This window comes from Microbacterium sp. DMC48 (assembly GCF_056313825.1).
This window is the reverse complement of the sequence record NZ_JBQUZN010000004.1, coordinates 458,921-471,525: the sequence shown is the minus strand read 5'-3', so window position 1 is coordinate 471,525 and position 12,605 is coordinate 458,921. Positions and strand designations below refer to the sequence as shown.

Here is a 12,605-nt window from a genome sequence, read left to right as displayed (position 1 = left end):
GGACGGTGCGGGTGTGTGGTCAGTCGGCGTTCGTGGCGGCGTCGGACACGGCATCCGCGGCGCGGGAGACCGTGTCCGTGGCCGCGTCGACGGCGTGGGCGGCGGCATCCTTGACGTTCTCGGCGATGCCGTCGATCTTCGCCTCCTGGGCGCGGTACGCCTCGCCGATGCGCTCGGTGAACTCGGTGATGCGCGCATCGACCTCGGCGAGAACCTCGTGGCCGCGCGGGTCCTTGTTCACGAAGTGGGCGGCGACGAAGCCTCCCGCGAGACCCACGACGAACCACAGCACCTTCTTCATGCGTTCCATGTTAGGTGCACGGCCCGTCTCGATGGGTCTGCGGGAACGCCGAAGGGCGCCGGGGAGAACCCCGACGCCCTTCGGACGACACACGGTCGATCCACCACACCCGGTCGTTGAGCAGGCGCAGCGAGTCGAAACGTGTCAGCGCACGTCAGCGCGCGGCGTAGTACTCGACGACGAGCTGGACGTCACCCGTGACGGGGACCTCCGCACGCTTCGGACGACGCACGAGCTTGGCCTGCAGCTTGTCGAGCTCGACCTCGAGGTAGCCCGGAACCGGGGGCAGAACCTCGGCGTGGCCACCGAGAGCGGCGACCTGGAAGGGCTCCAGCGACTCGCTCTTGGGCTTGACGTGGATGAGCTGACCGGGCTTGACGCGGAACGACGGGCGGTCGACGAGCTGGCCGTCCACGAGGATGTGGCGGTGCACGACGAGCTGGCGCGCCTGCGCCGTGGTGCGGGCGAAGCCGGCACGCAGCACGAGGGCGTCGAGGCGCATCTCGAGCAGCTCGACGAGGTTCTCACCGGTCAGGCCGTCCTGGCGACGGGCCTCGTTGAAGGTGTTGCGCATCTGCTTCTCGCGGATGCCGTACTGCTCGCGCAGACGCTGCTTCTCGCGCAGACGGACGGCGAAGTCGCTGTCCTGCTTGCGCTTGGTGCGACCGTGCTCGCCGGGGGCGTACGGGCGCTTCTCGAGGTACTTGGCTGCCTTCGGGGTCAGCGCGACGCCGAGGGCGCGCGACAGACGCACCTTGCGGCGGTCCTGGGACTTCGTAGCCACGAAGTGTTCCTTTCGTTACGCGGACGCGACTGTCGCGCCTCGCGGGCGTATCGCCTCTCCTCGCCCTGTCCGGACTGCACGCCGGGGCATGCCGGAAGGTCGGTGAAGAAGAGAGGGGATGCCCGAAAACCGGTTTCGAGCCACTCCACTGTATCAGAGGGCCCCCGCACGCAACGCGGACCAGCCGAGCGCGAACAGCGGGACGTAGAGGATGCCGATCAGCAGTGAGTGAGTGAGGACGAAACCGAACGCTTCCAGGGCCTTTCCGCGCTGACGCAGGTGGGTGCCCAGCTTTCGGATCATCGAGCCCGGATGACGGATGTCCCAGCTGTTGAATCGCAGGTAGCGCCCGAGGTACACGCCGACCGCGCCGAGCACGATCACGCTCGCCGCGAAGACCCAACTGACGGCGGGGATGCGTCCATCGGGGCGATCGATGAGAGCGAGGCCCATGGTCTGCACGACCGCCAGACTGAGGACGGCGTTCGCGATGCCGGAGAGAGTGAGCGCCAGCGTCTGGACGATGTCGTACCACAGCGGTACCGGCGTGGTTTCTGCCCGATGGCTGAAGTTGAGTTCGGTGATCAGGTACACCGAGTTGGGGAAGAACACGAGCCACAGCATCGTGGCGACGATCAGGTAGGCCCATACGGCGACCGCTCCCGCGCCGGCGATCTCCTCGGTCGCCAGGCCGATCACCGGGGTCAGCAGCAGAAGTCCCGCGCCGAGGACCACGGCGAGCAGAACCGGAAGGAAGGAGAGCCCGATGTTCAGCAGCATCGGCCGGTACAGCTTCACGCCGTAGACCCGCGCACGCAGCACGATCAGGACGCCCGCGTACAGGTTGAGCAGCGTGACGGCGATGACGCCGATGAGCAGAGCTGGCATCGTGTCAGCCTCTCACACTCGACTCTCAGCGCAGCAGGTCGAGCACGCCCGCCGGATACACGGCGGGTGCGTCAGCCGCCGACAGTGCCGCGATCTCGTACCAGCCGACCGTCGTGTCGCTGTCGCGCACCGCCAGCCGTTGGTCCCGGGGCAGCGCGGCCAACTGCGGCGACTGCACGCGGAAGACGTAGACGATCTCGTGACCTCGACCGCTGGCGCCGTCGAAGATGTTCTCGGTCACCGCTTCGAGCACGACATCGTCGAGCTCGGCCGCCAGCTCCTCGGCGAACTCCCGGACGACGGCGCGCTCCGCTGTCTCGCCGAACTCGATGCCCCCACCGGGGGCGCGGAGGAACTCTCCGTGCTCGTCGGTCTGCGGGTAGGACTCGAGCAGCACGTGCCCGTCCGTGACCAGCAGGCCGACGGCGATCGCGCGGATGCGGGCGAGGCTCGCCAGCTCGCCGGCGTACGCGTCGACGGCTCGGCGATACTGCGGCAGCGTCGGCGCGAGCGTCTGCAGAGCCGTGCGCACCGCTGCGGTCGGCTTCTCGTCGTCATGCAATGCGAGGGCGAGGAAGGCGCGCGCAGAGCTGACCAGCGGGTCGTCGTCGCCGATGGTGCGCAGCAGCGCCATTGCGGAAGAGGTGTCGCCGACGTTGCGCAGCGAGCTCGCCAGCTGGATGATCGCCTCGGTGCGCTGGGGCGCGCCCAGCCCCCGCTCCAGGGCCTGCCGATACAGCGGGATCGCCGCATCTTCCTCCCCGAGTGCGTCGTGCAGTGACGCCCGCTCGAATGCGGCGCGGGCGTCGTCCAGTCCGCGCGCGTCGAGCAGTCGACCCAGCTCTGCGCGCGCCGCCGCGGGGTCGTCCGCATCGAGGCGATCCCAGAACAGTGTGAACTCGTCGACGGGCGCTGCCACCGGTTCCGGTCGCAGCATGCTGCCCAGGGCCGCGCGTATCCATTGCTGCGCACGTCGCAGCACCGGGTCGGTGAGGGACGACCTCGCGAACACGAGCAGCCCGCGCGAGGCTTCACCCGCGTCGCTCACGTCGCCCGCCAGCAGGTGCGGGATCAGCTCTCCGATTCCGATCGTGCGGACGACGCCTGTCTCGCCTTCTTCCCATCGCGGGTCGGCCACGCGACGGCATCCTGCGGCAACGACGACGTTCTTGCGTCGGGTGGAGTTGGCACCCGACCACTCGCTCCCGGCGTGGAACAGCGCCGCGGCGCGATGACCCGTCTCCTCGAGCAGCTCGCGCGCCGCCGCCGTCAGGGCGTCCTCCCCCGCGTCGATCAGGCCGCCGGGGAGCTCACGCACCAGCGCGCGCGGACCGACGCGGTACTGCTCGAACAGGAGCACATCACCCGCGTCGGTGAGAGCCACGACCGCGACGGTGTCGCCCTGCTCGAGCACGTCCCATTCGGAGACCGAGCCGTCCGGGAGACGGTAGGTGTCCCTGCGTACACGCGTGTAACCGTCGTAGGCCTCGGTCTCGGTGAGCAGCTCCCAGGGCTGCGCGCTCTCGGCGTCCATACGTCGATCCTCGCACCGGCCGGCGGCGCGCCCTCATCGGCGCCCTCGGACGCGCTCAGTCGCCCAGGATCTTGCGGATCTTTTCGACGCGCGCCGCGATGTCGCGTTCGAGTCCGCGTCCGGTCGGCTCGTAGTAGTGGCGGCCCCGCAGCTCGTCCGGCAGGTACTGCTGCGTGGCGACGCCCACCTCGAGATCGTGGGGGTAGACGTAGCCCTTGCCGTGACCGAGCCGCTTCGCGCCCGGGTAGTGCGCGTCGCGGAGGTGAGTGGGCACACGTCCGAAGCCGCCGGCGCGTACGTCGGCGATCGCCTTGTCGATCGCGAGGTAGGCCGCGTTCGACTTGGCGGTCGTCGCGAGGTAGGCGGTCGCCTCCGCCAGCGGGATCCGGCCCTCCGGCATGCCGATGAAGGCGACCGCATCGGCGGCGGCGACCGCGATGACGAGCGCCTGCGGATCGGCGAGGCCGACGTCTTCGGATGCCGAGATCACCAGACGCCGGGCGATGAAGCGCGGATCCTCCCCCGCCTCGATCATCCGCGCCAGATAGTGCATGGCAGCATCGACGTCGGAGCCGCGGATCGACTTGATGAACGCGCTGATGACGTCGTAGTGTTCGTCCCCTTGGCGGTCGTAGCGCAGCAGTGCACGATCGACGGCCTGGGCCACGTGGGCCGCTGTCACGGCCGGGCGTTCGTCGCCGTCTGGATCGGCGTCGGCGACCATCGCTGCCGCCGCTTCGAGCGAGGTGAGCGCGCGGCGTGCGTCGCCGGAGGCCAGCTGAACGAGCGCCGTGCGCGCCTCGGCATCCAGCACCACGGCGCCGTCCAAGCCGCGCGCGTCGGACACCGCGCGATCGAGCAGCAGGCCGAGGTCGTCGTCGGTGAGCGGCTTGAGCGTCAGCAGCAGCGAGCGCGAGAGCAAGGGAGAGATGACCGAGAAGGACGGATTCTCGGTGGTCGCCGCGATCAGGATCACCCAGCCGTTCTCCACACCCGGCAGCAGCGCGTCCTGCTGCGCCTTGGTGAAGCGGTGAATCTCGTCGAGGAAGAGGATCGTCGAGATGCCGTACAGGTCGCGCTGGGTCATCGCCTCCTGCATCACCTCGCGCACGTCCTTCACCCCGGCGGTGACCGCCGAGAGCTCCACGAACCGACGTCCGGACGTGCGCGCGATCGCCTGCGCGAGCGTCGTCTTGCCGGTGCCGGGCGGCCCCCACAGGATCACCGAGACGGCCGTCTTCGCGGCGCCCGCAGGGTCGGCGAGGGCGACCAAGGGAGATCCGGGTCGCAGCAGATGCCCCTGACCGGCCACCTCCTCCAGCGAGGTCGGTCGCATCCGCACGGCCAGCGGGGTCTGACCCTGGAAGAGAGCGGATGCCGATGCCACCGAACCAGGCTATCCGTGCCCGCCGACGTCGGGGTCGACCGCGTTTGTCGACAGCGCTCGCCGGGACGTAGTCTTCCCAGAGCGCCGCGCGGCCCGGATGACCGCGGTCGTGGTGCGCGACGACGAAGGAGGTCCGGGTGGCTGCGGCGGGCAAGAAGCAATCGCGCGACGAGAAAGAACGCGCACGCGTCTATCGGGCACGCCAGGAGTTCCACGCGAGCCTCATCGCGCGCCGGCGCCGCGACAACGTCATCGCCGGCGTCGCCGGAGGACTCCTCATCCTCGCGGTGGTCGGCGGGCAGGTCGCGTACTACACGGCGGGTCCGGGCGCTCCCACACCCGCACCGACAGACGCCGGCACACCCGCTCCGACTCCGGTCGAGCTGCCCGGCTCATCCGAGATCCCCGCCCCGACCCCGACGCCGACGACCGCTCCCTGACCGTCCTGGCCCTCGGCGAGCGTCCGGGGTGGGCGCTCCGCGGATGACGGGCGTGCCCGTATAGGCTTATGCCGACCGAACCCCCATGCGGCGTGCGCCGCGACGAGGTGCTATCCGTGACTGACGTCTCCCCTTCCCAGCCCGACCACGAGCCTGCCGAACAGGTCCCTGTCGAGGACACCGCCACCGTTGCCGCCGAAGAGGCCGCGCCCCTCGTCGACGAGGCGACGGCTGCGGACGCCGCGCCGGCTCCGGCCGCGCCGGCTCCGACTCCGGCGCCTCGGGCGATGCCGGTTCCCCGCCCGCCCGCGCGACGCGCCGCGGTCGCCCCGCTTCCGGCGTCTCCGCCCGATTCGTTCGGTCGCGTGGACGACGACGGTACCGTCTCGGTCCGCGAGGGCGACGACTGGCGTGTCGTGGGTCAGTACCCCGATGGCACGCCCGCCGAGGCTCTCGCGTATTTCGAGCGCAAGTACGTCGATCTCGCCGGTGAGGTCACTTTGCTCGAGGTTCGTCACCGCAACGGTGGGGCATCGGCATCGGACCTGCGCACGACGCTGGCGACCGTGCGTGAGCGCGTCGTCGGTGCCGCCGCCGTGGGCGACCTCGCCGCACTGGAGGCGCGGCTGAGCGCGCTGGATGCCGCCCTCAGCGAGGCGTCGGCGGAAGAAGCCCAGGCCCAGCGCGAGGCGATCGACGCCGCCATCGCAGAGCGGACGGCGCTCGTCGAGCGGATCGAAGCCCTGGCCGCCCGCGACCCCAAGTCGATCCAGTGGAAGCAGACGACCGCCGAGATCGGCGAGCTGTTCGCACAGTGGCAGGCCCACCAGGCCACCGGGCCGCGTCTGCCTAAGAGCACGGGTCAGCAGCTGTGGAAGCGTTTCCGCGATGCGCGCGCCACACTCGACAAGCACCGCCGCGAGTTCTACTCGGGCATGGACGAACAGCACCGCGCCGCTCGCGACGCGAAGGCACGCCTCGTCGAGCGCGCCGAGGCGCTCGCCAGCAAGGGCGAGGACGGCATCGGCGCCTACCGCACGCTGCTGGACGAGTGGAAGAGCGCGGGTCGCGCCGGTAAGAAGGCCGACGACGCGCTGTGGGCACGCTTCAAGGCGGCCGGCGATGCGCTGTACGCCGCACGTAGCGACCGTGAGCAGGCGGATGCCGAGGCGTCGCGAGAGAAGATCGAGGCAAAGCGCGCGCTGCTCGCTGAGGCTGCAGCCGTGCCGCAGGAGAAGGACCTGGTGAAGGCCCGGACGCTGCTGACCGGCATTCAGCGTCGCTGGGACGAGATCGGTCGTATCTTCCCGCGCGAAGCCGAGCGTGGGCTCGACGACGAGCTGCGCAAGATCGAGCAGGGCGTCAAGGCGCGTGAGGATGCCGACTGGAAGAGCAACAACCCCGAGACCAAGGCCCGTCAGAACGACATGACGCAGCAGCTGCGTGATGCCATCGCCGGCCTGGAAGCCGACCTGGAGAAGGCCAAGGCGTCGAAGAATGCGGGAGCCATCGCGAAGGCCACCGAGGCGCTCGAGGCACGCAAGGGCTGGCTGAAGGCCCTCGGCGGCTGAGGACACGTCCTCCCCGGCCGGGCCCCGTCCGAATCTGTCCACAGATCGCCGTCTCCCCGTCCGCGCACCGCGCGCGACGGGGAGACTGCCCTCATGGGCTGGCCCTTCCTCTACTTCGCCGGAGATCGGCTGTCGACGGCTGAGCTGAGCGCGGCTCGATTGGACGGCGACCTCGTCGAGGTCGGCGAGGCCTACATGCCGACGGATGCCGTGGAGACACGGGAACTGCGCGCGGGATCGCTGCGTCCGCTGATGTCGGCAGCGCTCGCGCTGACGCGACGATCGGCGGCCTGGGTGCACGGTGCGCTGGCGGAGCCGCCGGTGCGCCATGACGTCCAGCGGTTCTCAGCGCGGCGGATCCATTCCGTGGTCGACAACCGACTGGTCTATCGCGACGTCGCGCTGCGCGGCGAGGACGTGATGGCGATCTCGGGTGTCGCCGTGACCACACCGGCCCGGACGCTCGCTGATCTCGTGCGGGATCAGTGCGGCGGCGTCGACACGGCGGCGGAGATCGCCGCTGTTCTCCGCTGGTCTCCGGGTCTTGCCTCGACGGCCGCGCAGGTCCTGGCCGACGGCCCACCGCTGCACCACAAGCGCGCGGCCATCGCCGTGCTGCGCACGTGCGCTCAGGAAGAGGTCACCCGGTAGACGTCGTACACGGCGTCGATGCGGCGGACGGCGTTGAGTACCCGGTCGAGATGCACGATGTCGCCCATCTCGAACACGTAGCGGCTGAGCGCGAGGCGGTCGTTGGTGGTCTGCACCGACGCCGAGAGGATGTTGACGTGGTGCTCGCTCAGCACTCGCGTGATGTCGCTCAGCAGCCCGGAGCGATCGAGTGCCTCGACCTGGATGTGAACCAGGAACACGCTCTTGGTCGTCGGCGCCCAGGCCACGTCGATCATGCGGTCCGGATCATCCTGCAGCGACCGGACGTTCGTACAGTCCGCGCGGTGCACCGACACGCCGCTGCCCCGCGTGACGAACCCGACGATGTCGTCGCCCGGCACCGGCGTGCAGCACTTGGCGAGCTTGACCAGGATGTCGGGGGCGCCGCGCACCAGGACACCAGAGTCGCCGCCGCGGGGCGCCTTCGAGCGTCCGATGTGCGGGATCTCGATCGGGCCCGTGGAGGTGTCCTCCTCAGAGCTGACCAGCGCTGTGACCTTCTCGATCACCGACTGCGTCGATACGTGCCCCTCGCCGACGGCGGCGTACAGAGCCGTGACGTCCTCGTAGCGCAGCTGATGGGCGACCTCGGTGAACGAGTCCTGGTTCATCAGTCGCTGCAGCGGCAGGTTCTGCCGGCGCATGGCCCGCGCGATGGCGTCCTTACCCTGCTCCACCGCTTCTTCGCGGCGCTCCTTCGTGAACCATCCGCGGATCTTGTTGCGCGCCCGCGTGCTCTTGACGAAGCTCAGCCAGTCCTGGCTCGGCCCGGCATCCGGGTTCTTCGACGTGAAGACCTCGACGACATCGCCGGAATGCAGCTCCGACTCCAGCGGCACGAGTCGACCGTTGACCTTCGCGCCCATCGTGCGGTGACCGACTTCGGTGTGCACCGCATACGCGAAGTCCACCGGTGTGCCCCCCGCGGGAAGACCGATGACCCTCCCCTTCGGGGTGAAGACGTAGACCTCCTTCGCGCCGATCTCGAAGCGCAGCGAGTCGAGGAACTCCCCCGGATCGGCCGTCTCCGCCTGCCAGTCGGAGATGTGCGCGATCCAGGCCATGTCGGTGTCGACGGCCTTCGTGTCGGACTTCCCGCCCGCCATCCGCTCCTTGTACTTCCAGTGCGCGGCGACGCCGTACTCCGCCTGCTGGTGCATCTCGTTGGTGCGGATCTGGATCTCGACAGTGCGTCCGCCGGGGCCGATCACGGTCGTGTGCAGCGATTGGTAGAGGTTGAACTTCGGGGTGGCGATGTAATCCTTGAAGCGACCCGGAATCGGCGTCCACCGCGCATGGATCGAGCCCAGCACGGCATAGCAGTCGCGCACGGTCCCGACGAGCACGCGGATGCCGATGAGGTCGTAGATGTCGTCGAACTCGCGGCCGCGCACGACCATCTTCTGGTAGACCGAGTACAGCTGCTTGGGCCGGCCCATGACGCGCCCCCGGATGCGGAGGTCACGCAGGTCGGCCTCGACGGCCTCGATCACCTTGTGGACGTACTCTTCGCGCTGAGGCGTGCGCTGCTTCACGAGGCTGTCGATCTCGGCGTACAGCTTCGGGTGCAGGACGGCGAAGGACAGATCCTCTAGCTCGCTCTTGACCGCCTGGATGCCGAGCCGGTGAGCCAGCGGCGCGTAGATCTCGAGCGTCTCGGTCGCCTTCTTCGTCGCCTTCTCCGGCGGCACGAAGCCCCAGGTGCGTGCATTGTGCAGCCGGTCGGCCAGCTTGATGATCAGCACCCGGATGTCCTTGGACATCGCGACGATCATCTTGCGGACGGTCTCCGCCTGCGCGGCGTCTCCGTACTTGACCTTGTCGAGCTTGGTGACGCCGTCGACGAGCATGGCGACCTCGTCGCCGAAATCCGCCGTCAGCTCGTCGAGACGGTAGTCGGTGTCTTCGACGGTGTCATGCAGGAGGGCGGCGGCGATGGCGCGCGGACCGAGGCCGAGATCGGCGAGGATCTGCGCGACGGCCAGCGGGTGGGTGATGTAGGGCTCGCCGCTCTGCCGCTTCTGGCTGGCATGCGCCCGAGCCGCCACCTGATAGGCGCGCTCGATGATCGCGACGTCACCCTTCGGGTGGTGCGTGCGGACCGTGCGGATCAGCTGTTCGACGCCGTTGCGTGACGGCGCACGCGAGAAGATGCGAGGCACCAGGCGGCGCAGAGTGGAACTGGGCGGGGGCGCGACGTTTCCGGCAGACGTGGGAACCGTCTCGGCCATCCGCTCACCTCCGCCTTGAATGATCCGTCAATCCTACGCCCGGCCGGACCGTGCCCTGCTCATGCGTCGACGCGGGCGCGCTCGCGTGCAGCGAGAACGCGCGCATCGCGCGCCTTGAGGTCCGACTCGTTCTCACGCAGCAGCGAGTACAGCGGCGCCGCGACGAACAGCGTCGAGTATGCGGCGACGATCGTTCCGACGAAGATCGACAGGGAGATGTCGGTCAGCGTCTGCGCGCCGAGCCACAGCGCTCCGATGAACAGGATCGCTCCCGTCGGAAGCGCGGCGACCACCGTCGTGTTGATCGATCGGATCAGCGTCTGGTTCACCGCGAGGTTGACCGACTCGCCGAAAGTGCGCCCCGACTTCTCGCCGTCTTCGCGGGTATTCTCGCGGATCTTGTCGAAGACGACCGTCGTGTCGTACAGCGAGTACGACAGGATCGTGAGGAAGCCGATGACGGCTGCGGGCGAGATCTCGAAGCCGAAGAGGGCGTAGACGCCGACCGTGACGACCAGAACATCGATCAGTCCGATGATCGCCGCGACCGACATCTTCCAGGTGCGGAAGTAGATGGCGAGGATCACGAACGTGAGCGCGAGGAAGATCGCGAGCCCCCACAGCGACTGGCGGGTGACATCCTGACCCCAGCTCGGTCCGATGAAGGACGAGCTGACGTCGGACTCCTGCACGGCGAACTTCTGCGCCAAGGCGGTGGTGACGGCCTGGGTCTCCGTGTTGGTCATCTGGTCGGTCTGGATGCGAAGCGCGTCCGAACCGATGGTCGTGACCTTCGTCGTCGCACCGGGAACCACGGACTGCACGGCCGCCGTGGCGGCGGTCTGATCGGGATTCGCGACCTGGTTCACGGTGAACTGCGACCCGCCGGTGAACTCGATCGAGAACTGGATCGGCCGAAACAGCGGCACGAGGGCGGCCGCGATGACCAGGGCTGCGGCGATGATGAACCACAGTCGGCGACGTCCGACGAAGGGGAAGGAGGTCTTGCCCGTGTAGAGGTCGTTTCCGAACTCGTTCATAGAGCGCATCAGTCGTCTCCCTCCGTCGCCGAGTTCGGTCTGCCGGTGTTCTTGGCGGCCAGTTCCGCTTGCTTGCGCTCCGCGATCGTCTGGCGGCGCTCCGCCTCACCGCGTGAACGGCCCGTACGTCGAGCAGCGGAGCCCTTCGCTCCGTCCAGGACTGGGGTGCGGAATTGCGCGCGCCCTCGATAGACGGCACCGAGCGCATCGGGATCGAGCCCGGAGAGCGGGTGTCCTCCGCCGAAGAAGCGGGTACGCGCCAGCAGTTGGAGAACCGGATGGGTGAACAGGATGAAGATCAGGATGTCGATCAAGGTCGTAAGACCCAGGGTGAAGGCGAATCCCTTCACGGTCGCGTCCGCCAGGATGTACAGCACGACGGCCGCGAGGATGTTGATCGACTTCGAGATGTAGATCGTGCGCTTCGCTCGGCCCCAGCCGTCTTCGACGGCGCCCGTGATCGACTTGCCGTCACGCAGCTCATCGCGGATGCGCTCGAAGTACACGATGAACGAGTCGGCGGTGAAACCGATCGTGACGATCAGACCTGCGACGCCGGCCAGCGACAGGCGGAAGCCCATGCGCCAGGCCAGGATGCACAGTGTGATGTAGGTGAGCACACCCATCACGCCGAGAGAGGCGATGATGACGAAACCGAGCGCGCGGTACACGATCAGCGAGTACAGCGCCACGAGCGCCAGACCGATCAGGCCGGCGATCAGGCCGATCTGCAGCTGCTGTGAGCCCAGCGTCGCCGAGATGGCGTTGTCGCTCACGATGCCGAAGCTGAGCGGCAGGGCGCCGTACTTGAGCTGGTCGGCCAGCGTCTTGGCGCTCTCCTGGTTGAAGGAGCCGCTGATCTGCGGCTTGCCGTCGAGGATCACACCGTTCATGGACGGCGCCGAGATGACCGCTCCGTCCAGAACGAAGGCGAACTGGTTCTGCGGGGTCTTGCCCGCCTGGGTGAACGCGTAGAGCCGCTGGCTGACCTCGCCGAAGATCTTTGTGCCCTGATCGTCGAACACGATGTTGACGACCCACTGACCGTTCTGAGTGTTCATGCCGCTCGTGGCATCGCTGATGGACGAGCCGTCGAGCTCGACGGGACCGAGAAGGTACTTTGCCGTGCCCGTCGGGTCGCACGCGATCAGCGGCTGATCTGCGGGGCTGTTCGCCGGGTCGTTGTCCTTGTTGGTGCAGTCGTAGGCGAGGAACTTCGCTTGCAGCGCGGGGGTGATCCAGCTGAGGTCGCTGCCGTTGGTGGGCGACGCCGTGGGTGTGGCGGCCAGAGACGGGTCGGGCGTCGGGTACGGCGTGGAGTTGCCGTCCTGGCCGACGAACGACGTGCTCGCCGCTGTCGTGGCGAGCACGGCTCGCAGCTGCATCTGTGCGGATGACTCGATGCGCTTGCGCGTCTCCTCATCGGCCTGCCCCGGGATCTGAACCACGATCTGGTTGCCGGCCTGGGTCGTGATGTCGGCTTCGCCGACACCCGACGCATCGACGCGCTGACGGATGATGGCCGCGGCCTGGTTCATCTGGTCGGTCGTCGGTGCGGCGCCGTCGGGCGTCTTCGCCTCGAGGATGATCTGGGTGCCGCCCTGCAGGTCGAGCGCGAGCTCAGGCGTCCAGGAGCTCTTGCCGAAGACGTAGACGCCGAGGGCATTCACTCCGAACAGCAGTGCCGTGATGACGAGGAGTCCGGTCAGTGCGCGCCAGGCACGGCGCACCGGGGTGGGTGTGGCCACGGAGGGTCA

General features: G+C 68.5%; 11 protein-coding genes. 3 read left to right on the top strand and 8 right to left on the bottom strand.

Annotation, left to right across the window (positions count from 1 at the left end; all coding sequences use genetic code 11):
• Positions 1-19: 19 nt before the first annotated feature.
• The 5 genes from ACT53O_RS07555 to ACT53O_RS07535 all read right to left on the bottom strand — a co-directional run bounded on the left by ACT53O_RS07555 (position 20) and on the right by ACT53O_RS07535 (position 4,843).
• Positions 20-301, bottom strand: a complete 282-nt coding sequence (locus tag ACT53O_RS07555) for a hypothetical protein (RefSeq protein ID WP_039415993.1) — start codon at positions 299-301, stop codon at positions 20-22.
• A gap of 154 nt (positions 302-455) precedes the next feature.
• Entirely contained in the window at positions 456-1,085 is a 630-nt protein-coding gene (rpsD, locus tag ACT53O_RS07550; protein ID WP_039415992.1) for a 30S ribosomal protein S4, read from the bottom strand.
• A 153-nt stretch (positions 1,086-1,238) separates the two neighbouring features.
• Entirely contained in the window at positions 1,239-1,973 is a 735-nt protein-coding gene (locus ACT53O_RS07545) for a DUF1361 domain-containing protein (protein WP_112931546.1), read from the bottom strand.
• Between the two features lie 25 nt (positions 1,974-1,998).
• Positions 1,999-3,507, bottom strand: a complete 1,509-nt coding sequence (locus tag ACT53O_RS07540) for a tetratricopeptide repeat protein (protein WP_476151678.1) — start codon at positions 3,505-3,507, stop codon at positions 1,999-2,001.
• 55 nt (positions 3,508-3,562) lie between these two features.
• Positions 3,563-4,843 (bottom strand): replication-associated recombination protein A, encoded by a 1,281-nt coding sequence (locus ACT53O_RS07535; protein WP_112932878.1) that lies wholly within the window; start codon positions 4,841-4,843, stop codon positions 3,563-3,565.
• 188 nt (positions 4,844-5,031) lie between these two features.
• Between ACT53O_RS07535 and ACT53O_RS07530 the strand changes: the two genes are divergently transcribed.
• The 3 genes from ACT53O_RS07530 (at position 5,032) to ACT53O_RS07520 (ending at position 7,556) form a co-directional block, all read left to right on the top strand.
• The gene (locus ACT53O_RS07530) at positions 5,032-5,334 is read left to right on the top strand and encodes a hypothetical protein (protein ID WP_036315111.1); all 303 of its coding nucleotides are present in this window, start codon (positions 5,032-5,034) and stop codon (positions 5,332-5,334) included.
• 116 nt (positions 5,335-5,450) lie between these two features.
• Positions 5,451-6,905, top strand: coding sequence for a DUF349 domain-containing protein (locus ACT53O_RS07525; protein ID WP_476151677.1), 1,455 nt, complete (start codon positions 5,451-5,453; stop codon positions 6,903-6,905).
• A gap of 93 nt (positions 6,906-6,998) precedes the next feature.
• Positions 6,999-7,556: an SAM-dependent methyltransferase gene (locus ACT53O_RS07520; protein ID WP_036315114.1), complete on the top strand. Its 558-nt coding sequence runs from the start codon at positions 6,999-7,001 to the stop codon at positions 7,554-7,556.
• Here ACT53O_RS07520 and ACT53O_RS07515 read toward each other — a convergent pair.
• From ACT53O_RS07515 to secD, 3 genes are read right to left on the bottom strand one after another with little or no spacing between them, the layout of a single operon-like run.
• Positions 7,535-9,808 (bottom strand): RelA/SpoT family protein, encoded by a 2,274-nt coding sequence (locus ACT53O_RS07515; RefSeq protein ID WP_476151676.1) that lies wholly within the window; start codon positions 9,806-9,808, stop codon positions 7,535-7,537. The two genes, ACT53O_RS07520 and ACT53O_RS07515, sit on opposite strands and share 22 nt — an antisense overlap.
• Before the next feature lie 59 nt (positions 9,809-9,867).
• Entirely contained in the window at positions 9,868-10,857 is a 990-nt protein-coding gene (secF, locus tag ACT53O_RS07510; protein WP_039415986.1) for a protein translocase subunit SecF, read from the bottom strand.
• Positions 10,857-12,596, bottom strand: coding sequence for a protein translocase subunit SecD (gene secD / locus ACT53O_RS07505; RefSeq protein WP_112931538.1), 1,740 nt, complete (start codon positions 12,594-12,596; stop codon positions 10,857-10,859). The genes secF and secD overlap by 1 nt, the downstream gene beginning before the upstream one ends.
• Positions 12,597-12,605: the final 9 nt, after the last annotated feature.

Excerpts from the sequence above, each read along its gene's own strand:
- ACT53O_RS07555 (WP_039415993.1), bottom strand. The coding sequence starts at position 301 with ATGAAGAAGGTGCTGTGGTTCGTCGTGGGTCTCGCGGGAGGCTTCGTC.
- ACT53O_RS07545 (WP_112931546.1), bottom strand. The coding sequence starts at position 1,973 with ATGCCAGCTCTGCTCATCGGCGTCATCGCCGTCACGCTGCTCAACCTG.
- ACT53O_RS07540 (WP_476151678.1), bottom strand. The coding sequence starts at position 3,507 with ATGGACGCCGAGAGCGCGCAGCCCTGGGAGCTGCTCACCGAGACCGAG.
- ACT53O_RS07535 (WP_112932878.1), bottom strand. The coding sequence starts at position 4,843 with ATGCGACCGACCTCGCTGGAGGAGGTGGCCGGTCAGGGGCATCTGCTG.
- ACT53O_RS07520 (WP_036315114.1), top strand. The coding sequence starts at position 6,999 with ATGGGCTGGCCCTTCCTCTACTTCGCCGGAGATCGGCTGTCGACGGCT.
- ACT53O_RS07515 (WP_476151676.1), bottom strand. The coding sequence starts at position 9,808 with ATGGCCGAGACGGTTCCCACGTCTGCCGGAAACGTCGCGCCCCCGCCC.
- secF (WP_039415986.1), bottom strand. The coding sequence starts at position 10,857 with ATGCGCTCTATGAACGAGTTCGGAAACGACCTCTACACGGGCAAGACC.